Genomic DNA, 23540 nt, shown 5'->3' with positions numbered 1-23540 from the left:
CGAACACCGGCCGCCGCGACCCGGCGAGCAGACGCGCCAGTTCGGCCACCTGCTCGGGCGCGGGCGGCCTCGACGACGGCAGCGCCGTGGAGGCGGCGGCCCGCGCGGCGGAGGTGATCTGGTCGAGGAACTCCCCCACCAGGCCGCGCCAGGGCACGATGCCGACCTGCACGTCGAGCGGCAGGTTCAGCAGCACGGTCCGCCGGTCGTGCCAGGCGGCGCGGAAGGCGGCCACAGCGGTCTCGACCGCCGTGTGGGCGGAGGCGGCCCGCATCGGCACGGCTCCCACCGCCCGCGCCATCGCGTCCTGGTCGATGTGGAAGTTGGAGCGGACGTCCGTCGCCTCGCCGGCGAGCACGATCAGCGGGGTGCGGCTCTTGGCGGCCTCGGCGATGCCCGTCATCGCGTTGGTGAGGCCGGGCCCCTGGTGAACGGAGAGCACGCCCACCTTGCCGCTCATCCTGGCGTACGCGTCGGCCATGGTGGCGGCGCCGCCCTCGTGCCGCGCGGCGACGAACCGGGCGCCGTGCGCCACCAGCGCGTTGGTGAGGTGGAAGTTGCCGCTCCCCACCACGCCGAAGGCGACCTCCACGCCGAGCGAGGCGAGGACGCGTCCGACGGCCTCCGCGACGATCACCGTTCGACCAGCGCCAGCACGCGCAGCCGGCCTGTCACCGGTGGAGGTAGTCGACCAGCGACGCCTTCTCGGTCTCCAGCTCCTCGATGGCGCTCTTGACGACGTCGCCGATGCTGACGATGCCGACCAGCCTGCCGTCCTGGACCACCGGCATGTGCCGGAACCGCTGCGTGGTCATGGTCTTGCGCAGCTCTTCCACGTTGTCGCCCGGGCCCACGGTGCGCACGTCGGAGGTCATGATCTCGGACACCGGCCGGTCGAGGATGGCCGCGCCGCGGTCGTGGAGGCGGCGGACGACGTCACGCTCCGACACGATGCCGGTGATGGTGGCCCCGTCGGTGGAGACGACGACGGCGCCGATGTTGTCCTCCGCGAGCTTGGCGAGCAGTTCACGCACGGACGCCTCTGGGGGCACGGTCGTCACGTTGCTGCCTTTGTTGCGCAGGATTGTCCCGATGAGCATCTGCACCACCTCAGCCTTCGGTTTTAGCTTGGGTCATTCCCCCGAAGGCGGTCGGGTTAAGCCCCTCCCCTCCTCTGGTTTCGGGCAAGCAACGGCGTGGTCAGCTGGCTAGTCGTCACATAAGCTGCATTCCATACCATGTGAAATATCATCTTGAGGACGCCCATGAGCGAACAGCTGAACACCGGAAGCCACGACCTGCCCATCACCGGGCAGCTGGCCGACTTCATGCGGACGGGCTGGGCCGACACCCGGCGCACCGACGTGGCGGCGCTGCCGATCGCGCCGTGGGCGGCCAAGCGCCGTGCCGCGCTGGCGGCCCGGTTCCCCGGCGAGCGGCTCGTCGTGCCGTCCGGCACGCTCAAGGTCCGCAGCAACGACTCCGACTACCGGTTCAGGCCGCACAGCGCCTACTCCTACCTCACCGGCGCGGCCGAGCCCGGCGACGTGCTGGTCATCGAGCCGTCAGGCGAGGCCACCCTGTACGTCAGGCCGCGCTCGCCGCGCTCGGAGGGCCAGGAGTTCTACCGTGACAGGCGCTACGGCGAGTTCTGGGTGGGCCGCAGGCCGGACCTGGCCGAGGCGGCCGAGCTGTACCAGGTGGAGTGCGCCCACATCGACCGGTTCGACCTGACGGGGCCCGCCAGGGTGCTGCGCGGCGCGGACCCCTCGGTCGACGCGATGCTGCCGCCGAGCGTCGGTGACGTCGAGTTCGAGGGCTTCCTGTCGGAGATGCGGCTGCTCAAGGACGAGTGGGAGGTCGGCCAGCTGCAGTCGGCCGTGGACGCGACCGCCCGCGGCTTCGAGGACGTGGTGCGCGCGCTGCCGCAGGCGCTCGGCCACCCGCGCGGCGAGCGCTACCTGGAGGGCGTGTTCGGGCTGCGTTCCAGGCTGGAGGGCAACGCGGTCGGCTACGACAGCATCGTCGCCTCGGGCGCGCACGCGTGCGTCCTGCACTGGATCCGCAACGACGGCGCGCTGCGCCCCGACGACATGCTGCTGCTCGACGCGGGCGTCGAGACGGACACCCTCTACACCGCCGACGTCACCCGCACGCTCCCGCTGTCGGGCCGCTTCTCCCCGGTGCAGCGGCAGGTGTACGAGCTGGTGTACGAGGCGCAGACGGCCGCGATCGCCACGCTCAGGCCCGGTGCCCGCTTCCGCGACTTCCACCTTGCGGCGATGCGGGTGATCTGCGAGGGCCTGAACGCGTGGGGCCTGCTGAAGGACTCCCCCGACGCGCTGCTGGAGTCGGGCCTGTACCGCCGCTACACGCTCTGCAGCAGCGGCCACATGCTCGGCCTGGACGTGCACGACTGCGCCAGGTCCCGGGCCGAGGTCTACCTCGACGGCGTGCTGGAGGAGGGCATGGTACTGACCGTCGAGCCCGGCCTGTACCTGCAGCCCGACGACCTCACGCTGCCGGAGGAGTTCCGCGGCCTGGGCGTCCGCATCGAGGACGACCTGGAGATCACGGCCGACGGCGCCCGCCTGATGTCCGGCGCTCTCCCCCGCCACCCGGACGAGGTCGAGAGCTGGATGGCCGCCCTCTAGTGTCACAGCGCTGTCACGTTTCGTAGTTGCCTGACAACATGTGACCTGGGTCTCATACCTTTTCCTCAAATTCCTCGGGAAGCGTCGACTTACTGGACAACCCGTCAGTAAGGTGACTGGTCCGTAGTCGGCCGGCAACGCGAGGTGGTCATGACGGCAGCACTCACGCGGGCGGAATGCTGATGGCCCTGTCCGGATTCGTCGGCCGCAAGGCCGGGTCCGTACTGGGCCAGGTGGGTGACCTGTTCGTCATCGTCCTGGAGGGTCTGCGCCGCAGCTGGGACATCCGGCACTGGTGGTGGGAGTTCGTCGAACAGTGCTGGTTCCTCGCGCGGGTCACCAGCGTTCCCGTGCTGCTGGTGTCGCTGCCGCTGGGCGCGACCGTCGCGCTGCAGGTGGGCGAGCTGGCCTGGCAGCTCGGCGCGGCGTCCGCCACCGGCAGCGCGGTGTTCGTCGGGCTGATCCGCGAGGTGGCGCCGCTGGCCAGCGCGCTGCTGATCGCCGGGGCCGGGGGCAGCGCGATGACGTCCGACATCGGCGCCCGGCACATCCGCGACGAGCTGAGCGCGATGGAGGTGATGTCGATCAACCCCATCCACCGCCTGGTCACGCCGCGCATGTGGGCCGCCAGCACGGTCGCGGTCTGCCTGTGCCCGCTGGTCATCCTGGCCGGGGCCGGCGGCGGCTACTTCTTCAACGTGGTCGTGCAGGACGTGACCCCGGGGGCGTACTTCGACGGGGCGCTCTCGCTGGTCGTCGGCTCCGACCTGTACGTCACCCTGTTCAAGGCGTGGATCTTCGGGTTCATCGCCGCCGCCGTCGCCTGCTACAAGGGCATGACCTGCGCCACCAGCCCGGTCGGCGTCGGACGCGCGGTCAACCAGGCCACCGTCGTCACGTTCATGCTGGTCTTCGCGTTCAACTACGTGATCTCCGCGGTGTACTTCCTCGCCTACCCGCCGAGGGCGCTGTGATGGTGGCGCGCACGGCCGGGCTCAGGCTCGCCAGCGGCGGCCGCGAGTGGGCCGAGCGGTTCGCCCGGCTCGCCGACTGGCCGCTGTTCGTGTGGAAGGTGGTCTTCTACTCCGTCCGCGACGTCATCCTCCGGCTGAAGTACGTCAAGGTCGTCGTCCGCCAGGTCAGCGACGTCGTGGTGGGCGTCGGCGCGACCGTCATCGGCGGCGGCATGGTCTTCGTGGTCTTCACCATGGCGTTCGTCGTGGGCGCGACCGTGGGGCTGCAGGGCTACCAGGGGTTGCAGGCGATCGGCGCCGAGTCGTTCATGGGCCTGGTGGGCAGCTTCGCGAACGTCCGGGAGATCACTCCGATCATCGCGGCGACCGCACTGGCGGCGCAGGTCGGCTCGTCGTTCACGGCGGAGCTCGGCGCGATGCGGATCTCGGAGGAGATCGACGCGCTGGAGGTGATGGGCATCAACGCCTTCACCTACCTGATCTGCACCCGCGTGGTGGCCGCGCTGCTGGCGCTGATGCCGATCTACCTGATCGCGCTGTTCGCCAGCTTCTTCGCCACCCGGCTGATGAGCACGGTGCTGTTCGGCCTGGCGCCGGGCGTCTACGACTACTACTTCTACCTGTACCTGCCGGTCAGCGACATCGTCTACAGCGTCGCCAAGGTGGGCGTCTTCGCCTTCACCGTCATCGTGATCCACTGCTACCACGGCTTCTACGCCACCGGCGGGCCGGTGGGCGTCGGGGTGGCCGCGGGCCGCGCGATCCGCCAGTCGATCGTCACGATCGTCCTGCTCAACCTGCTGCTGTCGTACCTGTTCTGGGGTGGCGGCGGCAGCGTGAAGCTGACGGGGTAGGTGAGCGATGGGACGCACAGAGCTCTCGCTGCCGGTCCGGCTGGGCATCGCGCTCGCCGTGATCGTGGTGCTCGTCGCGGCGACGTTCTTCGTGGTGCGCTCGGCCACCGAGATCAGCGGGACGCGGATCGACGCCGTCTTCGGCCACGCCGGGCAGGGGCTGGACACCAACTCGCCCGTCAAGATCCGCGGCATCACGGTGGGCGACGTGACCGGCGTGTCGCTCGACGGCAAGGGCCACGCCGTGGTGACCATGCACCTGCAGCCCGGCGTCAAGGTGCCGCAGAGCACGGTGGCGGCGGTCGAGCCCGCGTCGGTGTTCGGCCCCAAGTACATCAACCTCAAGCTCGGCTCGGGCGAGAGCGCCGGCCCCTACCTGACCGCCGGCGCCGTCATCACCGACACGCAGGACCCGCTCGACCTGTCCGACACGCTCGGCGCCGCCTACCGGGGCCTGGACGCGGTCGACCCGCAGGAAGTCTCCACCATCGTGCACACCCTGGCCAGGGGGCTCGACGGCGAGGGGCCCGCGTTACGCGAGCTCATCGACGACTCCGGCACCGTGATCGGGGTCGCCCACAGGCAGCGGGAGCGCGCCAGGCAGTTCCTCCGCGACGGCGCCGCGCTGTCCACCGCGCTGTCCGACAAGGGCGACGAGCTGGTGTCGATCGCCTCGGACGTCAACGTCATCACCCCCGACCTGCTCAAGCGGGCCGACAAGGTCAGGGCGCTGCTCCAGGAGGTCACCTCCATCGCCGCCCTGGGCGCGCACGGCCTGCGCAAGCACCGGCAGGACCTGCGAGCGGGCGTCCACTCGGGCGAGCGGGTGGCGGCGCTCATCTACGCGCAGCTCGGCCTGGCCGGCGACGGCGTGCGCGGGCTGAACAAGCTGGTGGACCTGCTCAACCAGCTGATCGAGGCGCCGGGCCCCGGCGGCACCAGGCAGCTGCAGGTGGAGGCGTTCGTCGCGACCGACGTCTGCGAGCTGGTCGTCGGAGCCTGCGGCCCCACGGACGGGAGGCGCTGACGTGGCCATCTCCAGGCAGCGCGCCGCCCGCCGCTGGACACTCCTGCGTTTCGTCCTGTTCGTCGGGGCGACGGTGACGCTCATCGTGGTCATCACGATCCAGATCGCCAGGGTCAGCACGGGTGGCGGCTACCTGCTCACGGCCACCTTCGACGACGTGTCCGGCCTCAACGAGGGCGACCAGGTCAAGATCGCCGGCGCGCCGGTGGGCCAGGTCGACTCCATCAAGGTGGTGAACGGCAGGGCCGAGGTGACGATGCAGGTGCAGGACGCGGTCAGGGTCCCCGAGGACACCGAGGCGGCCGTCCGCTGGCGCAACGCCGTCGGCCAGCGGGTGGTCTACCTGACCCCCGGCACCGCGTCCGGCAGGCTGGCTCCTGGCGCCCGCATCGCCCGCACCTCCTCGGTGGTGGACATCGGCGAACTGGTGAGCGACATCGGCCCGCTGACCCGCAGCCTCGACCCCGACCAGATCAACCAGCTGCTCACCGCCGCGGCCAAGGCGCTCAAGGGCAACGACAAGAACATCCCCAGGTTGCTCGACAACGTCAACGACATCACCGGCACGCTCAACGAGCGCAAGCAGACGATCCAGCAACTGCTGAAGGACTACGCCACGGTCACCGGGGTGGTGGCCCAGCGCGACAAGCAGATCGAGCAGCTGGTCGACAACCTGGTCGTGCTCTCCGAGGCGTTCGCCGACAACCGCAAGCTCGTCGACGACGCGCTCGTCGAGCTGACGACCACCGTGCACACGTCCAACGAGGTCATCGGGAAGAACGCCGACGAGCTGGGCACGCTGGTGGACCACCTGTCGAGCCTGACGGGCGGCATCAGGCGGCACGTCGGCGAGATCGACAGAACGTTCGGCACCTTCCAGCCGCTGTTCGCCCGCGCCTACTCCGGCGTCGACCGCGGCCACTACTTCGTCACCGCGGTGCCGTGCGTCGCGCTGAGCGCCGCGCCGTGCCCGTACCCGATGAAGACGCCGCCGCCGCTGCGCGGCAGCACGCGGATCCAGAGCTCGAAGGACCTGCGCAAGCTCATGGTGGGTGAGTGATGGCGGCGAAGTCCTTCCGCGACCGCAACAAGATCGCCGTCGGCCTGGTGTCGCTGGCCGTGCTGGCGACCGTCCTGGTGGCGACGTTCCTGGTCGGCAATCTGGGGCTGCTGGAGGGCGGCTACTACATGTCCGGCACGTTCGTCGACTCGGGCGGGCTGCGGACGGGCAACGACGTGCGCGTCGCCGGGGTGCGGGTCGGCAAGGTGACCGAGGTGCGGGCCGACTACGGCCGGGGCGAGGTGGTGGTGACCTGGAAGGTCGACAGCGACGTCCGGCTCGGCCGCTCCACCAGGGCCGACATCACGCTGTCGAACCTGCTCGGCGGGCGGTACGTCAAGCTGACCGGGCCCGTCTCGGCCCCGTACGTGGACCAGCTGCCCGAGAGCCAGCGGCGCATCCCGGTCGAGCGGACCGGCGTGCCCACGCTGATCAACGACGCGCTCAAGGACGCCACCAAGCTCGTCCAGCGGCTGGACACCAAGCAGGCGGACAACCTGCTGAACGAGCTGAGCAAGATCGACACCACCAAGCGGGGACGCATCACCAGGCTGCTGAAGAACATCGGCGACCTGTCCGACACCATCAGCAAGAGCGAGCCCGACCTGCAGAGACTCCTCGACAACGGCTCCCGGATCATGAAGGTGCTGGAGCGGAAGGACAAGCAGCTCGGCAGGCTCATCGACGCCATCGAGGTCATGCTGAACGAGCTGCGCGGCCGCCGCAACGAGCTGCGCACCCTGCTGGGCGACGGCAGCGACCTGGTGCAGAGCACCACTCGGCTGATCAACGAGCACGAGAAGTCGCTGGTGCGGGTGCTCGACGACAACAGCGCGATCACCACCAGGCTCAGCGACGGCAACAAGCAGCTCAACTCGCTGCTGGCCTGGGCGGGCCCGACGTTCTCCGGGATGTCCACGATGGGCGGCCAGGGCCCGTGGCTGGAGGCCATCGCCACGGGTCTCGGGCCGATCGACCCAGAAGTGCTGGCCGCCCTTTCCAGGGACACCGCGAAGGACAGGAAGAAGGACCGATGAGACGACTGCTCGCGGTCCTCCTGGCCGGAACGCTGCTGGTGGCGAGCGGCGGGTGCACGCTGCTCGGCGCCGAGCCGTACCGGCTCACCGCGATCTTCAGCAAGGCGCCCTCGCTGTACGAGCAGGCGCGGGTGAAGGTGATGGGGCTGGACGCCGGCTACGTCGAGCGGATCCGGATCGAGGGCGACCGGGTACGGGTCGAGCTGTCGGTCGACCGCGAGGTGCCGCTGCCCGCCGGCGTCAAGGCCGTCGTCGCCCCGCAGAACACACTCGGCGAGCGGAACGTGGTGCTCTACCCACCGTGGAAGCCCGGCGACCAGCGGATCGCGCCGGGCGCGACGATCCCGCTCGAGCGGACCGACCTGCCGGTCGAGATCGACGACGCCCTCGACGCGTTCACCAAGCTGACCGAGGCGCTCGACGACAAGAAGCTGGGCAAGGTGGCGGGCAACCTGGCCGACAGTGTCAGAGGACGCGGCAGGACCATCAACAACGCGCTGGCCGACACGGCCAGGCTCACCGACACGCTGACCAAGCAGGACCAGCAGCTCATCGACCTGGCCAAGGGCCTGAACAAGCTGGCCACCAGCCTGAACAGGCGGGAGGGCCAGGTGACGGGCGCCATCGACGCCTTCGCCGAGGCCAGCGCCATCCTGGCCGAGGAGCGCAGGCGGTTGCGCGGGTTCGTCTCGGGCATGGCGGACTTCGTCCGGCGCGGTGACGTGATCATCGAGGCGTACTCGGAACGGCTGCCCCAGGCGACCAGCACGCTGGCCGAGCTGGTGCTCACGGTCAGGGCCAACAGCGCGTCGATGGCGCAGGCGGTCAAGGGCGCGGCCGACTTCGCCGACGTCCTGATCGACTCCTGGGACAGGGAGCAGCACGTGCTGAAGATCCGCGTGGTGCTCAACGCGACGACCAGGGCCTGGCTGACGCCGCTGTTCGACTCGCTGAACCTGGGCTCGGTGCCGTGCCTGCCCGCCGGGCTCAGCAACTGCCCCTTCCAGCGGAAGAAGACGCGATGAGGGCGCGCGTCCTGTCAGGGCTGCTGGCGCTGGGCATCACGGCGTCCTGCTCGCTCCAGACGCTCGGCTCCACCACCGGCGACCTGACTCTCAACGCCACCTTCGACGACGTGCAGAGCCTGGTCGCCGGGCACAGCGTGCAGATCGCCGACGTGCGCGTCGGCACGGTCACCGACATCCGGCTGCAGGGCTACCAGGCCAGGGTCACCATGTCGATCGAGGACGGCCACCCGGTGCCCGTGGGCAGCACGGCCACCGTGGCCAAGACGTCGGTGCTCGGCGAGAACTACGTCGAGCTGACCCCGCCGCCCGGCAAGGACCTGTCGACGGGCCCGTACCTGAAGAGCGGCGCCACGATCACGGAGACGTCCGTGGAACCGGACATCGAGCAGGTCACCGCGAAGGCGGGCCCGCTGATCGAGGCGCTCGGCGCGCAGGACGTCAACTCCCTCCTCGACGCGGCCTCCACCGCGGTCGCGGGCAAGGGCGACGACCTCAACAGGCTGATCAGGCAGACCGCCGAGGTCACCGACGCCTACGCGGCGGCCCGCCAGGACATGGCGACCAGCATCGACGCCCTGGCCAAACTGGGCGACCAGCTCGCCAAGGGCAGCGACCAGCTCGACAGGCTGCCCGGCACCCTGGAGGCGGCGACCGCGCGGCTCGCGCACGGCCGCGGGCACGTCAAGAAGGCCATCGTCGCGCTGACGAACCTGGCCAAGGAGGCCAACCTCACGGTCTACCCGCGTCACGCCGCCCGGCTGCGCACCCTGCTGCGCGAGCTGGACGCGATCAGCACGTCGATGGTGCGCGGCAAGGAGGACCTCAAGGCGCTGGTCGCCAAGATCCAGGCGTTCATCGACGCGCCGCCGATCACGGTCAACGGCCAGGTGCTGATCTACCTGTGGCTGAAGGGCCTGCTGCTGCCCAAGAAGAGCAAGGGGATCCTCCCGGACGATCTCAAGGTCGGCCCGCTGCCCAACCGCCTGGAGGACTTCCGCCTGCTCTGGGAGCCGCCGCGATGAGGAACCGCCGCATCTACCTGAACCTCGGCTTCTTCGTGGCGCTGGGCGTCGTGATGACGGTCTGGGCGTTCAGCACGATCATCAAGCTGGACGCGATCACCAAGCCCTACCGGGTCTCGGCCGAGTTCGTCTCCTCCCCCGGCCTGATCCGCGGCTTCGACGTCGCCTACCTGGGTGTCCGCGTCGGCAAGATCGGGGACGTGCGGCTGGCGACCGGCAAGATCGTGGTCGGCCTGGACATCGACAAGGAGATCAGGCTGCCCGGCGGCGTCACCGCGGAGGTGCGCCGCAAGTCCGCGATCGGCGAGCCGTACGTGGAGCTGTCGCCGCCCGCGACCGGCGTGAACGGCCCGTCGCTCGCGCCCGGCCAGGTGATCCCGCTGTCCAGGACCAGTGTCCCGCTGGACTACAAGAAGCTGTTCGAGGGGGTCGGCAAGCTGCTCAACGCGGTGCCGCCCAAGGACGCCAAGACGATCACGCACGAGCTGGCGGTGGCACTGGAGGGCCGGGCGTCGTCCATCAGGGGCATCATCGACGACGCCCACGACCTGACCGGCACACTGGCCGACAACGCGCAACTGCTGGACGACCTGTCGGTGCAGCTCACCCGGCTCACCCACACGCTGGCGGGCAGGAAGGACAAACTGGCCTCCGGCATCACCGACCTCAGCACGGTGACCGGCACGCTCCGGGAGTCGCGCGCCGACCTGAACGCCCTCCTCGACCAGGGGCCGGGCGTGTTCGCACAGCTCGACCAGGCCATCAAGCGGTCCAGGCCGGGCTTCTCCTGCCTGCTGACCGCCGCCGGGCTTCCGCACAAACCGGTCTTCTCACCGGAGACCGAGCGGAACGTGCACCACCTGCTGAGCATCGTCCCGACCGCGCTGAGCCTGGCGGACGACATCAGCGACAGGCGGGGCGACACGGTGTACGGCAAGGCGGCGTTCATCTTCAGCGTCCCGGGCGGGCCGAAACCGGCCGAGGAGTACGCGGGACCGGTCGGGCCGCCCACGGTGCCGTGCCTGCGCGCCTGCCCCAAGCACGCCCCCGCCGCCACCGACGACCCGTCCGACGCCCCGGACGACACCCCGCACGACACGGGCGTCCCCGATCGGGGCCGCGCGGACGCCGCGGGCAGGCCGACCTCCACCCCCGTGAGGTCCGCGTCGAAGCCCGACGCCGCCTCGCCCTCCCCCACCGGCGTGGCCGCCACCGCGACCGCGTCCCGTACCCCCCTGAGCACCACGCCGCTGATCGTGGCGATCTTCCTCGCCGTCGTGGCCGGTGGTGGCATCGCGGGCTGGATCGCGGCGGGCCGGGCCGCCCGCCGCCGTGAGGAGAACCCATGACGACCAAGCAGGACCTCACCGAGGAGACCACGGCGGAGCAGCCGGAACCGGCGCCCAAGCTCGAGGAGCGGCCCCTCGCGCGGGACGCGGCCGAGCCCGCGTCACCCCCCGCCGACCAGGACACGCCCGAGCCTGCGACGCGACCCGCCACGCAGGACGCGACTGCCACCGCAGCGGGCGAGACAGCCACCGTGGCGGGCGAGACTGCCACCGTGGCGGGCGAGACTGCCACCGTGGCGGGCGAGGCTGAGCGGGCCGCCGCCGGGAGGCGGGCCGGGTTCACGCGGGCCCGCGTCCTGGGAGCGCTGGCGGCGATGGTGGCGGCCGCGCTGGCGGCGACGGCCGTCCTGCAGTCGATGTCGGCCTCCCAGGCCCGGGACGCGCTGGCCAGGTTGGAGGCCGAGCGGGCCCTGCGCGTGGAGGTCTCGGGTGCGGCGAGCTCGTTCGGCCAGGCCCTGCTCAGCTACGACTACCAGAACCTGCAGGCCACCCGCTCGACCGTGATCTCGCAGGCCACGGGCGACTTCCTGGCCACCTACGACGAGGCGTTCGGCGGCGCGATGGCCCAGGTCATCGTCAAGCTCAAGGCCGTCTCGCACGCCACGGTCCGCGAGGTCTACCTGTCGGACGTGGACGACGCCCTGGCCCACGCCATCGTCGTGGTGGACCAGCAGGTCAACACCGCCCAGGCGATTCGCTCCGTGAAGGACTCCCACCTTAAGATCACGCTGGTGAAGCAGCAGGGCGTCTGGAAGATCAATGACGTGACCGTCCTCGGTGCGGCCAAGGAAGACCAGTACAAGCTCGACGGCGAGAAACAGGACTGACCATTCACCCGGTTGCCATGGGCGGCAGGCCCGACGAGATCAACGCCCCGATCGGCTGGCTGACGGCCGTCGAGCGCGAGCGCGCCGCCCGCTTCGGGCACGAGGCCGACCGGCAGTCGTTCGTCGCGGCCCACCTGCTGGTGCGGCTCTGCGCCGCCGCCTTCCTCGGCGCGGAACCGTCCGGGCTGACGTTGTTACAGCACTGCGACGTGCACGGCCCTGGTCACGGCAGGCCGTACCTTGACGGATTCCCGCAGGTGAGCGTCAGCCTCAGCCACACGCGCGGCTACGTCTGCGCGGCGGCGGGCCCCGGCCGCGTCGGCGTGGACGCGGAACGTGTGCCGCCCGGCCCGCTGGACGAGGCACTCGCCGCGGTGGCGCTCACCCCCCGCGAGCGTGCCACGGTCACCGGCAACGACGACCTGATCAGGCTCTGGACGCGGAAGGAGGCGCTGATCAAGCGCGGCGAGCTGACCATCGACGCGATGGCCGCCGACCATGACTGGACGCGCTCTCACCTGCTGGAGTGGAGCGTCGAGCCGGATATTGTAGTTGCCGTTATCACCGATGCCCCAGCCGCCAGGGTGCCTGTTCCCGGATAGCCTGTAGGCATGTTCTATCGCAAGCCCCTCGAGGAGCGCATCGCCGAGCGCGTGGCCGCGCGCAAGCCTCTTGAAGAAGGCAAGACCTTCGAACATGGCCCGGCCAAGTTCGTGTTCGTCTCGCTGATCGTGGGTGTCGTGGTCATCCACTTCGTCGGGTTGGCGATCGTCATGGCGTTCAGCTAGACGCTGCGGGGCCCGCGTGGGGCGAGAAGGTCCGGGCCGCAGGGTCACTCTACGTGCGCTAGATTGGAGATCATGAGCGCGCCTCGCTGGCTTTCTCCCGCTGAGCAGCGTTCCTGGCGAACCCATCTCGCCCTGCACAGGCTCCTCATGCACCGCCTCGACCGCGAGCTGCAGGAGCACGGGCTGTCGCTGAACGACTACGAGATCCTGGTCAACCTCTCCGAGAGCCCGGAACGCCGGATGCGGATGAGCGACCTGGCCGACGCGACCATCCAGTCGCGCAGCAGGCTGTCGCACCAGATCTCCCGCATGGAGGCCAAGGGCCTGGTCACCCGGGAAGACTGCCGCGACGACCGGCGCGGCACCTTCGCCGTCCTCACCGGCGAAGGCTGGGAGACCATCGAGCGGGTGGCGCCCTACCATGTCGCAAGCGTCCGCGAGCACTTCGTCGACCAGCTCACCGACGACCAACTGGAAGCGCTCCAGACCGCCTTCGAGCCGATCGTCGAGCAGCTGAAGAAGCTGCGCTGACACCCAACCGATACCTGCGACGGCTCACGATCGTTCCTGGCGGCTCGCTACCATCCCCGCATGCTCCGAAAGCTGCTGCTGCTCCTCGTTTTCGCGCTGGTGTCAGCCTGCTCGTCAGGCGGCGGGGGCGAGCTGCCCGCCGGGCCCGACCTGATGAAGAAGTCGGCCGAGGCGATGAAGGCGGTGAAGACCGCCGCGTTCTCCATCTCCACCGACGGCAAGCCCAAGGTGCCGGTGAAGAAGGCCGACGGCAGGCTGACCGCCGCGGGCGACGCCGACGGCACGATCACCATCGACCTGGGAATCGGCCTGCAGGAGATCACGTTCGCGCTGGTCGGCGACACCGTCCACTTCAAGGGGCCGACGGGCGGCTTCCAGAAGATGACCAGGAAGGACTTGGCGCAGCTCTACGACCCGTCGCTGATCCTCGACCCCGGTAAGGGCCTCGCGCACCTCCTCGCCACGGCCGGCGACCCGCGCGTCGAGGCGGAGGAGGACGGCGCGTACCGGGTCGCCACGACCTTCTCCGGGCAGGTGCTCGGCACGCTGGTGCCCGGCGTCACACAGGGCGTCAACGCCACGGTCTGGGTCGACAAGGCGTCCAGCAGGCTCACCAAGGTCAGCCTGCCGTTGCAGGACGGCACCGTCACGGTGGCCCTGCGCGACTACGACGCGCCCGTCACGGTCACGCCGCCCCCCGCCGGATGAGGCGCGCCCGCCGGGTCGCGCTCGGCGTCGGCGGGGCGGTGGTGCTGCTCGCCGCGCTCGACGCGTACGTGGTCGTGACCGTCCTGATCGACATCGCCGAGGACCTGGACATCGCGCTGAACCGGCTGGAACGGGTCACTCCCGTGGTGACGGGCTTCCTGCTGGGGTACGTCGCCGCGATGCCGCTGCTCGGGCAGCTGTCCGACCGGTACGGCAGGCGTCCGCTGATCCACGCCTGCCTGGGGGCGTTCGCGCTCGGCTCGGTCCTGACGGCGCTGGCGGCCTCGGAGCTCATGGTGGTGGGCGGGCGGACGCTCCAGGGCGTCGCGGGGGGCGCGCTGCTGCCGATCACGATGGCCCTCATCGGCGACCTGTGGGACGTGCGCGAGCGTCCGCTGGCGCTGGGAGCGGTGGGGGCCGCCCAGGAGCTGGGCAGCGCTCTCGGGCCGCTGTACGGCGGGCTGCTGGCGTTGACGCCGGGCCTGTCGGTGCTGGGGGTGGAGGTGGGCGGCTGGCACGCCATCTTCTGGATCAACGTCCCGCTGGCGGGGCTCGCCGCTCTCGCCGTCCACCACACCGTCCCCCCACCCCGCCCTTCACCACTCCCCGACGCCTCCACCCCACCGCCCCCGGCACCTCTCGTCTCCGGCGCGGCGCCTCCACCCCTCACTTCCTCCCAGACGCCCGGCGACTGCGGCCTCGAAGAGAGCGAGTCGGAAGGCGGCTGGAGTGAGGGGCCCTCGGCGCCGACGGGCCAAGCGGCTGGCGGGGTAGACGGCGTCGGTGGTGCGCTGCTGGCGCTGGCGCTGGCTTTGCTGGTGGTCGGCGTTTACAACCCTGAGCCCGCCAGGGCCGTCCTGCCGCCCTGGGGTTGGCCGATGATCGGCGCGGGGGTCTTGGCAGGGGCCGGGTTCGTCTGGTGGGAGGTGCGCAGCCCGGTCCGGCTGCTCGACCTGTCGGCGACGCGCAAGGGGCCGCTGCTCGCGACGCTGGCGGTGAGCTTCCTGACAGGTGCGGCGCTCCTGGTGACCATGGTGTTCGTCCAGTTCACCGCGCAGACGCTGCTCGACATGGACGCGCTGGAGGCGTCCCTGCTGCTGGGGAGGTTCCTGCTCGCGCTGCCGGTCGGCGCGGTGCTCGGCGGCTTGCTGGCTCGCCGGCTCGGCGACCGCGTGCTGGCGGTGGCGGGCCTGCTGGTCGCCGCCGCCGGGTACGCGCTGATGAGCCGCTGGCCGCTGGACCTGGCGAGCGCCGGTCTCCAGGTGGACGTCGACCTGGTGGTCGCCGGGCTGGGCCTGGGCCTGGTGATCGCGCCGGTCTCGGCGGCGGTGCTGCGGGTGACCCCGGCCGCGCAGCACGGCGTGGCCTCGGCCGCGGTCGTGGTGGCCCGGATGATGGGCATGCTGATCGGCATCGCGGGGGTGTCGGCGTGGGGCTTCCACCGCTTCCAGTCACTGACGGCCCACCTGGACACCCCGCTGCCGGTCGGCGTGGACGCGGTGACCTATGCCAGGCGGCTGGCGGAGTACACGGCGCGGGTGCGGGCCGCGCTGCATGTCGAGTACACCGAGATGTTCCTGGTCACGGCGGTCATCTGCGTGCTCGCCGCCGCCGTGGCGATCTTCGTGCCCGGACGCGCCGAGTCGGCCGGGCCCACACCGCAGAGCTTCAGCAAGCGCTAGCTCGACGCCGCCCATTCCCGGCCTCCGTCAGTGGGAAGCATCGCCGTACCGAGCCCGCGCCCTGACCCGCCGGCCCGCCCGGTCAGGCGGGCCGGCGGGTGACACGGCCGAGGGTGTCAGGGCGTGAGGCGGTGCAGGTCACGCGGGAAGAGGGTGGCCTGGCGGACGTTGGCCGCGCCCGTCAGCCGAGCGGTCCAGCGTTCCAGCCCGATGGCGAACCCGCCGTGCGGCGGCATCCCGTACGCGAACGCCTGCAGATACCCCTCGTACGGCTCCGAAGGCTCTCCCCTGGCGGCCAGCGCGTCCAGGTAGTCCTGGTGGCGGTGCAGCCGCTGCCCGCCCGTCACCAGCTCCAAACCCCTGAACAGCAGGTCGAACCCGTTGGAGTACGCGGGCCTGGACGGGTCCGGATGGGTGTAGAAGGGACGTTTGGCCATCGGGTACCCGGTGACGAACAGGAACTCCGAGCCGTGCTCCCGCACCGCCCACTCCGACAGCCGGCGTTCCTGGGCCGGAGACAGGTCGGGCTCCTCCTCGCCGGTGAGCCGCTGCGCTTCGGTGAAGTGGATGGCGGGGATCTCCGCGGGCACGTCCGGCAGCGCGACGCCCAGGGCGGCTACGGCCGGCGCGGCCTGCTGCCGCACCGACTCCAGCATCCCGGACACGGCCTCGCGCAGCACGGCCATCACGTCCCGGTGGTCGCGGACGAAGCCCAGTTCGGCGTCCAGGCTCGTGTACTGCGCCAGGTGACGGGCGGTGTCGTGCGGCTCGGCGCGGAAGACGGGCCCCACCTCGTAGACCCGCTCGAGCACCCCGACCATCGCCTGCTTGTAGAACTGCGGCGACTGGGCGAGGTAGGCGGGACGGCCGAAGTAGTCGATGCCGAAGACGTTCGCGCCCGACTCGGTGGCCGATGCGACGATCTTCGGCGTGTGGATCTCGGTGAACCCGAGCCGGTCGAGCGCCTGCCTGAACCCCGCCACGCTGGCCGCGGCGATCTCCAGTGGCGCCCTCAGCAGCGGGTGGCGCAGCGTGACCGGCGCGTGGTCGAGGATCGTGGGCAGCGCCGCCGGCACCGTCGGCCGGTACAGCTCGAACGGCGGCCCCTGGACGGGCTCCGCCAGGACTTCGACCTCCGGCGAGGTCAGCTCGGCGCCGCCCGGCGCCTGCGGGTTGGCCGTCACGGTGCCGGTGACCCGCACGACGCTCTCCTCGGCGGGCAGGTCGCCGTGGCTGACGACCTGCGCCAGCCCGGAACGGTCTCTGACGACGAGGAAGGACACGGATTTCAGCAGCCGGCGGCGATGGACCCAACCGGCGATCGTCACTCGTTGGCCGGCGTGCTCAGCGAGCTCCGCCGACAGGATACGAGAGATCATCACAGCTCCTCTTGAGGAATTGCATGACCCCTTGGGAGTGCGGGGGAGAAGGGAACTCCCGGTGCCACCGCACTTTCGCCGCCTCACCGAGGCGGCCTCGACGACCCTATGACGGGGGCCGACCGGCGGGGCATTTCCTCCCCGCACTCAGGAGTGTCTTCGCCAGGGGGGCACGGGGCCGCCTTCACAGCTGCCGGCGGCTCTCTGAGCCCGCGCCGGACCCTGGCTACTCGTCTCCGTCAACGTATTGCCGTGAATGTTACCGCATCTACTTCTTCGCCTGGTTGCCCTTGCGCTTCTCGCGGATCTTCATGGTGACGTCGATCGGCGACCCGGCGAAGCCGAACTCCTCGCGAATGCGGCGTTCGATGAACCGGCGGTAGGTCTCCTCCAGCCAGCCCGAGGTGAACAGCACGAACTTGGGCGGCTCGACCGACGCCTGGGTGGCGAAGAGGATCTTCGGCTGCTTGCCGCCGCGCACCGGCGGCGGGGTCTGCTGCACGAGCTCGGTCAGGAACGCGTTCAGCCTGGACGTCGGCACCCGGGTGGACCACGAGTCGAGCGCCTTCTCCAGCGCGGGAACCAGCCGGTCGAGGTGACGGCCGGTCTTGGCGGAGATGTTGACGCGCAGCGCCCAGGGGGTGCGGACGAGCTGCCGGTCGATCTCCTTCTCCAGGTAGTAGCGGCGGTCCTCGTCGACGAGATCCCACTTGTTGAACGCGACCACCATCGCCCGGCCCGACTCGATCACCAGGCTGATGATCCGCAGATCCTGCTCGGTGAGCACCTCGCTCGCGTCGATCAGCACGATCGCCACCTCGGCGCGCTCCAGCGCGGACCTGGTGCGCATGGCGGCGTAGAAGTCGGCGCCCTGCAGCTCGCGGTCGCGCCGCCGGATGCCGGCCGTGTCGATGAAGCGCCAGGTGCGCCCGCCCAGCTCGATCAGCTCGTCGACCGGGTCGCGGGTGGTTCCGGCCATCGGGTCGACCAGCACCCGCTCCTCGCCCGCCAGCTTGTTGAGCAGCGAGGACTTGCCGACGTTGGGCTTGCCGAGCAGCGCCACCCGGTACGGGCCGCGCTCGGTCTCGAACTTCTCGCGCGGGGTTTCGGGCAGCGCGTCGAGCATGACGTCCAGCAGGTCGCCGCTGGAGCGGCCGTGCAGGGCCGAGACAGGGTACGGCTCGCCCAGGCCGAGCGACCAGAGCGCGGCGGCCTCCAGCTCCAGCTGCTGGTTGTCGACCTTGTTGGCGGCCAGGATGACCGGCTTACCCGACTGGCGCAGCACCGAGCCGACGATCTCGTCGGAGTCGGTCGCGCCCACGGTGGCGTCGACGACGAACACGATGACGTCGGCCAGTTCGACGGCGACCTGGGCCTGCTCGGCGATGCGCAGGTTCATGCCGGTGGCGTCAGGATCCCAGCCGCCGGTGTCGACGACGGTGAAGCGGCGGCCCCGCCAGTTGGCGTCGTAGGTGACGCGGTCGCGGGTGACGCCGGGCACATCCTCGACGACCGCCTCGCGGCGGCCGATGATGCGGTTGACCAGCGTGGACTTGCCCACGTTCGGCCGCCCGACGATGGCTACGACGGGCAGCGGACCGCTGTCGCCGTGCTCTTCGGAAATTTCGAGATCGTCGAGCTCAGCCTCGACCCAATCCCCAGTCGACACGATTGTTCGTCCTTAGTGAGTACCGCACCCTCAGGCGCGCTCGTATGAAGGGTCGCGGCCGTTTCGCTCCGCGACCAGACTCAGCACCTCGGCGATGACCTCTTCCAGGTTCAGCGCGGTGGTGTCGAGCTCGATGGCGCCAGCCGCCACCGAGAGTGGGTCCGTCTTGCGTGTGGAGTCGAGAGTGTCGCGCCTGGCCATGGCGGCCTGCTGCGCCTCGACCGTGCTGCCCGCCAGCTCCGCGGAGCGGCGCTGGGCCCGCGCCTCGGCGCTGGCCGTCAGGTAGACCTTGACGGTGGCCTCGGGGGCGACCACCGAGGCGATGTCGCGGCCTTCGACCACGATGTCGCCCGCGCCGATGATCTTCCGCTGGAGCGCGACGAGCCTGGAACGCACCTCGGGCACCGCGGCGACGACGGAGACCGCGCCGGTGACCTCGACCTCTCTGATCGGCCCCGCCACGTCGACGCCGTCGACGTGGATGCTCGGGGCGTCGGGGTCGGTGCCCGACGTGATCTCCGGCTCGCCGGCACGCGCCGCGATCGCCTCGGAGTCGGCCAGATCGACGCCCTGCTGGAGCATCCACCAGGTCATCGCCCGGTACATCGCACCGGTGTCAAGGTAACGCAGCCCGAGCGCCCGGGCGACCCCGCGCGACGCGCTCGACTTGCCCGACCCCGAAGGGCCGTCCATGGCGACGACCAGACCGGCCACGGCCTCTCCCTCTTCACGTTCTTGACCCAACCTGAAGAGGCTACCGCCTCGGGAAGGCCGCCATGGACGACCGTCACGCGCGCACCGCCCTCCCCTGCCGTTCACAGCGGACGCGCGAGGACGGCTCAGCCGGCGATCCAGCTCCCGTGGAAGCCCAGCGGCACCCTGGCGGGCAGGTGGACGGTGGCGACCGGCTCCCCCGTGAAGTCCTGGGCCGAGAGGATCACCAGGTCGGCGGCGCCCCTGACCGGGTCGTTCACGAACGCCATCACGTACCCGTCGTCCTCGGCCCGGTCCTCCCCCGCGCCGCCCGCGCCCACGAACACCGGCTCGCCCACGTACGCGCCCCGCCCGAACCGGCGAGACTCCTGGACTCCCCGCTCCAGGTCATGCTTGATCAGCGTGTTGTCGAAGGCGTCGTCGGGCAGGTCCTCCAGCTCGGTGTCGGCCGGGTAGAGCACGTCCACGAGGTCGTGGGCGACGGCGGTGTACCCGTAGCGGTACGGCCGCCCGATGAGCCGCTCGTCCATCCGGGGGAACTCCTGCGGGCGGTCGTCGAGCCTGGTCGCGGCGACCGTGCCGGATGCCGGGTCGATCCGCCAGCGGTCGAGTGTGGGCGCGCCGCCCTGGCAGAGCCGGGCGTCGACGAACCGCTTCGGGTAACGGACCACGTCCACCACCACCTGGTCGCCGTCGTCGAAGGCGTTGAGGGTGTGGAAGACCCAGCACGGCTCGACGTCCATCCACCGCACCTCGCCCGTGGCGCGGGACATCAGCCCCAGCCGCGCGCCGTGCGCGTCGTTCCACGCGTACGGCAGGGGCGTCCCCTTCTCCATGTGGGCCATGCTGAACGTCACCGGCAGGTCGTAGATCACCACATAGCGCTCGGTCAGCGCGAAGTCGTGCAGCATCGGGGCGTCGGCGATCGGGATGTCCCTGGTGGAGATCACCGTGCCCATGGGGTCGATGACGATGTGCTGGTGGTGGTCCCAGCCGAAGTAGTAGGCCATCGCGTGCAGCTCGCCGGTGGCGGGGTCGAGGTGGGTGTGCGCGGCGAAGCCCCCGGTCAGCCCGCCGTCGAAGTCGCACGGGCCGATGGTGCCGAGCTCGTAGTCCAGCTCGTACGGACGCGCCCCGGCCTCGACCGTCGCGAAGGTGCGCCCCGCGAGCCCGATGACGTGCGTGTTGGCGGCGAAGTCGATGCCCTCGTGGACCGGCCCCGGCCGCGGCTCCTCGCGCAGCCGCTCGGCGACGTGGGCGCTGCGTACCCACCGGTTGCGGTACCACTCGGCCCGGCCGTCGCGCAGCCGCACCCCGTGCACCATCCCCTCGCCGAGGAACAGGTGGGCGGCGCCGGGATCGTCGAGGCTGAGCGGGTTCGGCCCGCTGCGCAGGTAGCGGCCGTCGAGCTCGGCCGGGATGCGGCCGGTGACGTCCAGGTCGAAGGCGGTGATCTCTTCGGCGACCGGGGTGAATCCGCCTTTGAAGGGAGTGGTCATCATGCGCTCCTCTCGTCGAGCTTGTCGTCGGGCCGATCATCGGAAGGCAGGTCATCGGGAGGCAGGAACGGCGTGAGGACCGAGTCGCAGAGCAGCCGGTAGCGCTGCGAGGACATGGGCTCGTCGAAGTAGCCGGAGATCTCCAGGCTCACGGCGCCGTGCATCGCCATCCACAGCACGTCGGCGATCTCCTCCGCCGTGCCGCCGCGCAGCCGCCCCTCCTCCAGGCAGCGGGCCACGCCCTCGACCAGGATGAGGAACGACCGCTTGGCGGTCTCCAGCGCGTCCGGGCTGGGCGAGAACCCGGCGATGGCCCCCTGGAACATGACCCGGTAGTAGTCGGACTCGGAAAGGGCGTAGGCGCGGTAGACCTGGAGGCCGGTGCGCAGCCTGGCCAGGGAGTCGCGGTCCTCCGGCAGGTCCAGCAGCCTGCGCTCGACCCTGGCGAAGCCCTCCAGCCAGAGCGCCTCCGTGAGGCTGTCCTTGCCGCCGAAGAGCGTGTAGATGACCTTCGTGGAGCATCCGACCTCGGCGGAGATGCGCCGGACGGTCAGCGCCACGGGCCCCTCGGTGACGAGCAGATGGGTGGCGGCGTCGAGGATCGCCGCCCGTACGACGTCCTGCCCCTCCTGCTGAGCCTGCTGGTACACGGTCATCCGGTAACGCCGTTTCTGCTCGGTAACGCTGTTACCGCGTTTCTATCCCTGACTGGGGCGATCGTCAACCCTTCGCACACCAACTACTCTTTGCGTTCGCTTCGTTACATATCGTCACTTACTGGGCACTTTTAGTCACATGAAAAAGAAAGTGAATCCGATCGAGCTTCAGAAGCACCTCTCCGGCGTCGACTACCCGGCCAAGCGGGAGGACCTGGTGAGGGCTGCACGCGCGAAGGGAGCGGACCAGGAGATGCTGCAGGCGCTCCAGGCCATTCCCGACCGTGAGTACGACGGTCCGAGCGCCGTAAGCCAGGCGCTCAGCCGGCACTGAGGCCGATCGCAGAGAGTACGAGGCCGGCCGGGTCCACGTGGGGTGTGCGATCCGGCCGGCCCCGTCCATGCCGGCGGCCCCTGCTCACTTGAGCGCGTCACTTGAACGCGTCACTTGAACGCTGCCGACAGGCGGAACAGCGCGACGGGCACCAGACCGCGCTTGAGCAGCCGGTAGCTGGGCATCGGGCTGCTGCTCACCGTCTCCTTGTAGCGGACCGCCCACCGCCCGGCCAGGTACCACCTGCGCGGGGTGTCGTCGGGGTGGGTGAACTGGATGACGGCGTCGCGGCGTCCCAGGCTCACGGGCTGGTGCACGTACCCGAAACGGAACGCTCTGGGGGTCCTGCCGCGCAGTTCGGCGGCGAGGGCGTCGGCAGCGTGCAGTCCGGTCGGGACGCCGCCCTGGCAGGTGCCGTGCATGACGCCGAACGGCTGGCTGACCGCCGCCGCGTCGCCCACCGCGTAGACGTCCGGATGCGACACCGAGCGGAGCGCCGAGTCCACCACGACGCGTCCGCGGCTGTCCACGGTGAGCCCCGCCTGCTCGGGCAGGGGCAGGCCCCGGGTGCCCGCGGTCCAGAGCGTGGCGTCAGAGGGGATCCGCTCGCCTCCGGCCAGCTCGACCGCGTCGGGCAGCACCTTGGTGACGACCGCGCCGTCGCGGACCTCGACGCCGAGCCTGCGCAGCGCCCTGTCGAGGTGCGCGCGGGCCTTGGCACCCATCATGGCGCCGGGCCGCCCTCTGGTCAGGAGGACGACACGCAGCCCGGGGTGCGCCTCCGCCAGTTCGGCGGCCGACTCGACGCCGGTGAGGCCGCCACCCGCGACCACGACGGTCCCCTTGTCGCGCGCCTTGTCGGGCCCCTCGTCGAGGCCCTTGTCGAGCCCGCGCAGCCTGGACGCCAGCCGCACCGCCTGGTCGTGGTCGTCGTAGTCGTAGGCGTGCTCCGCCACGCCGGGCACCGACATGTCCGTGACGCTGCCGAGCGCGTAGATCAGCTTGTCGTAGCCCAGCACCCGCTCACCGACCGTCACCTCGCGCCGGACGGGGTCCAGCCGGGTGACGAGCCCCAGCACGCACTCGATGCCCGTGCCGGCGATCACCTCGTCGATGGAGTGGTCCGCCAGCCGCTCACCGGCCGCCGTCTGGTGCAGCCTGAGCCGCTCGGTGAACCGCGGGGACGCGTTGACCAGCGTCACCCTGCCACCGTGACGGCGGGTCCGGACGGCGGCCCTGATCGCGGCGGCGATGCCCGTGTAACCGGCTCCGAGTACCAGAATGTCGGTCATTCTCCCCTACCTCCTCGTTCCGCCCTGAAGACGGATCGAGAAGGCCGGGATGTGACATCTACGGAACCTGCCAGCCCCGCTCGTGCAGCGCCTCGGTCAGCACCACCGCGGCGTCGGGCTGGACCGAGACCTCGGCGATGCCCAGCGGCAGGCCGGGCGCGTGCTCAAGCCGGACGTCCTCGACGTTCACCCCGACCTCGTCGCACACCTGGAACAGCCGGGCGAGCTGACCGGGACGGTCGCCGATGACCACCTGCACCACCACGTACGCGGGAGCGGGCCCGCCGTGCTTGCCGGGAATGCGCCCGTGACCGGTGACGCCGCGCTTGAGCAGCTGGGTGATCTCGTTGGTGGCGGTGCCGTCGCCGTCGGCCAGCGCGCGCAGCGCGGTCGCGGCCTCGGCCAGGTCGCGGGAGACCGCCTCCAGCACCTCGGCCACCGGAGTCGCGTTGCCCG

At 70.7% G+C, this 23540-nt stretch carries 24 protein-coding genes and 1 pseudogene; 16 read left to right on the top strand and 9 right to left on the bottom strand.

What is annotated here, in order from left to right; all coding sequences use genetic code 11:
• Window positions 1–637 (bottom strand): thiamine pyrophosphate-binding protein (locus ABZ297_RS37395; RefSeq protein ID WP_355356397.1); only part of this gene is annotated, 637 nt, incomplete at its 3' end.
• 34 nt (window positions 638–671) lie between these two features.
• Complete coding sequence (locus ABZ297_RS37390; RefSeq protein WP_355356395.1) at window positions 672–1100, bottom strand: CBS domain-containing protein; 429 nt, start codon at window positions 1098–1100, stop codon at window positions 672–674.
• Between the two features lie 165 nt (window positions 1101–1265).
• Here ABZ297_RS37390 and ABZ297_RS37385 point away from each other — a divergent pair, with 165 nt between their 5' ends.
• The 15 genes from ABZ297_RS37385 (at window position 1266) to ABZ297_RS37315 (ending at window position 15541) form a co-directional block, all read left to right on the top strand.
• Window positions 1266–2654 (top strand): aminopeptidase P family protein, encoded by a 1389-nt coding sequence (locus tag ABZ297_RS37385; protein WP_355356394.1) that lies wholly within the window; start codon window positions 1266–1268, stop codon window positions 2652–2654.
• Between the two features lie 176 nt (window positions 2655–2830).
• Window positions 2831–3628 (top strand): ABC transporter permease, encoded by a 798-nt coding sequence (locus ABZ297_RS37380; protein ID WP_355356393.1) that lies wholly within the window; start codon window positions 2831–2833, stop codon window positions 3626–3628.
• Window positions 3628–4482: an ABC transporter permease gene (locus tag ABZ297_RS37375; RefSeq protein ID WP_350809080.1), complete on the top strand. Its 855-nt coding sequence runs from the start codon at window positions 3628–3630 to the stop codon at window positions 4480–4482. Before ABZ297_RS37380 ends, ABZ297_RS37375 begins: the two co-directional genes overlap by 1 nt.
• A 7-nt stretch (window positions 4483–4489) precedes the next feature.
• On the top strand, window positions 4490–5509 hold the full coding sequence (locus ABZ297_RS37370) for an MlaD family protein (RefSeq protein ID WP_355356392.1): 1020 nt from the start codon (window positions 4490–4492) through the stop codon (window positions 5507–5509).
• 1 nt (window position 5510) lies between these two features.
• On the top strand, window positions 5511–6569 hold the full coding sequence (locus ABZ297_RS37365; RefSeq protein WP_355356390.1) for an MlaD family protein: 1059 nt from the start codon (window positions 5511–5513) through the stop codon (window positions 6567–6569).
• Complete coding sequence (locus ABZ297_RS37360) at window positions 6569–7606, top strand: MlaD family protein (RefSeq protein WP_355356388.1); 1038 nt, start codon at window positions 6569–6571, stop codon at window positions 7604–7606. The genes ABZ297_RS37365 and ABZ297_RS37360 overlap by 1 nt, the downstream gene beginning before the upstream one ends.
• On the top strand, window positions 7603–8631 hold the full coding sequence (locus ABZ297_RS37355; RefSeq protein ID WP_355356386.1) for an MCE family protein: 1029 nt from the start codon (window positions 7603–7605) through the stop codon (window positions 8629–8631). Before ABZ297_RS37360 ends, ABZ297_RS37355 begins: the two co-directional genes overlap by 4 nt.
• On the top strand, window positions 8628–9656 hold the full coding sequence (locus ABZ297_RS37350; protein ID WP_355356384.1) for an MCE family protein: 1029 nt from the start codon (window positions 8628–8630) through the stop codon (window positions 9654–9656). The genes ABZ297_RS37355 and ABZ297_RS37350 overlap by 4 nt, the downstream gene beginning before the upstream one ends.
• Entirely contained in the window at window positions 9653–11005 is a 1353-nt protein-coding gene (locus tag ABZ297_RS37345; RefSeq protein ID WP_355356382.1) for an MCE family protein, read from the top strand. Before ABZ297_RS37350 ends, ABZ297_RS37345 begins: the two co-directional genes overlap by 4 nt.
• The gene (locus ABZ297_RS37340) at window positions 11002–11832 is read left to right on the top strand and encodes a hypothetical protein (RefSeq protein WP_355356380.1); all 831 of its coding nucleotides are present in this window, start codon (window positions 11002–11004) and stop codon (window positions 11830–11832) included. Before ABZ297_RS37345 ends, ABZ297_RS37340 begins: the two co-directional genes overlap by 4 nt.
• 17 nt (window positions 11833–11849) lie before the next feature.
• Window positions 11850–12434 (top strand): 4'-phosphopantetheinyl transferase superfamily protein, encoded by a 585-nt coding sequence (locus tag ABZ297_RS37335; RefSeq protein ID WP_355356378.1) that lies wholly within the window; start codon window positions 11850–11852, stop codon window positions 12432–12434.
• Window positions 12435–12443: 9 nt separating this feature from the next.
• The gene (locus tag ABZ297_RS37330) at window positions 12444–12620 is read left to right on the top strand and encodes a hypothetical protein (RefSeq protein ID WP_355356376.1); all 177 of its coding nucleotides are present in this window, start codon (window positions 12444–12446) and stop codon (window positions 12618–12620) included.
• A 72-nt stretch (window positions 12621–12692) separates the two neighbouring features.
• A complete protein-coding gene (locus ABZ297_RS37325; protein ID WP_355356374.1) occupies window positions 12693–13151 on the top strand; it encodes a MarR family transcriptional regulator in 459 nt (152 codons plus the stop codon).
• Between the two features lie 60 nt (window positions 13152–13211).
• A complete protein-coding gene (locus tag ABZ297_RS37320; RefSeq protein WP_355356372.1) occupies window positions 13212–13859 on the top strand; it encodes an LppX_LprAFG lipoprotein in 648 nt (215 codons plus the stop codon).
• Window positions 13856–15541, top strand: a complete 1686-nt coding sequence (locus ABZ297_RS37315; protein WP_355356370.1) for an MFS transporter — start codon at window positions 13856–13858, stop codon at window positions 15539–15541. Before ABZ297_RS37320 ends, ABZ297_RS37315 begins: the two co-directional genes overlap by 4 nt.
• A gap of 116 nt (window positions 15542–15657) precedes the next feature.
• On the opposite strand, the gene aspS is transcribed toward ABZ297_RS37315, so the two are convergent.
• The 5 genes from aspS to ABZ297_RS37290 form a co-directional block, all read right to left on the bottom strand.
• Window positions 15658–16920 (bottom strand): aspartate--tRNA(Asn) ligase, encoded by a 1263-nt coding sequence (gene aspS, locus ABZ297_RS37310; RefSeq protein WP_355356368.1) that lies wholly within the window; start codon window positions 16918–16920, stop codon window positions 15658–15660.
• Between the two features lie 268 nt (window positions 16921–17188).
• Window positions 17189–18589 (bottom strand): ribosome biogenesis GTPase Der, encoded by a 1401-nt coding sequence (gene der / locus ABZ297_RS37305; protein ID WP_355356366.1) that lies wholly within the window; start codon window positions 18587–18589, stop codon window positions 17189–17191.
• 30 nt (window positions 18590–18619) lie between these two features.
• A complete protein-coding gene (cmk, locus tag ABZ297_RS37300) occupies window positions 18620–19282 on the bottom strand; it encodes a (d)CMP kinase (protein WP_355356399.1) in 663 nt (220 codons plus the stop codon).
• Between the two features lie 146 nt (window positions 19283–19428).
• Window positions 19429–20805 carry a carotenoid oxygenase family protein gene (locus ABZ297_RS37295; RefSeq protein ID WP_355356364.1) on the bottom strand — a complete coding sequence of 459 codons (1377 nt, stop codon included), beginning with the start codon at window positions 20803–20805 and terminating at the stop codon, window positions 19429–19431.
• A complete protein-coding gene (locus tag ABZ297_RS37290) occupies window positions 20802–21458 on the bottom strand; it encodes a TetR/AcrR family transcriptional regulator (protein ID WP_355356362.1) in 657 nt (218 codons plus the stop codon). Before ABZ297_RS37290 ends, ABZ297_RS37295 begins: the two co-directional genes overlap by 4 nt.
• A gap of 139 nt (window positions 21459–21597) precedes the next feature.
• Here ABZ297_RS37290 and ABZ297_RS37285 point away from each other — a divergent pair, with 139 nt between their 5' ends.
• Window positions 21598–21792, top strand: a complete 195-nt coding sequence (locus ABZ297_RS37285; RefSeq protein ID WP_350809097.1) for a DUF2795 domain-containing protein — start codon at window positions 21598–21600, stop codon at window positions 21790–21792.
• Between the two features lie 110 nt (window positions 21793–21902).
• On the opposite strand, the gene ABZ297_RS37280 is transcribed toward ABZ297_RS37285, so the two are convergent.
• On the bottom strand, window positions 21903–23084 hold the full coding sequence (locus tag ABZ297_RS37280) for an FAD-dependent oxidoreductase (protein WP_355356360.1): 1182 nt from the start codon (window positions 23082–23084) through the stop codon (window positions 21903–21905).
• 58 nt (window positions 23085–23142) lie between these two features.
• Window positions 23143–23540, bottom strand: a pseudogene (locus ABZ297_RS37275) (prephenate dehydrogenase); the annotation flags it as partial.

The sequence above is a fragment of the Nonomuraea sp. NPDC005983 genome (assembly GCF_040614375.1).
Classification (GTDB): domain Bacteria; phylum Actinomycetota; class Actinomycetes; order Streptosporangiales; family Streptosporangiaceae; genus Nonomuraea.
The sequence above is the reverse complement of the archived record's forward strand: the minus strand, read 5'-3'. Positions and strand labels throughout refer to the sequence as shown.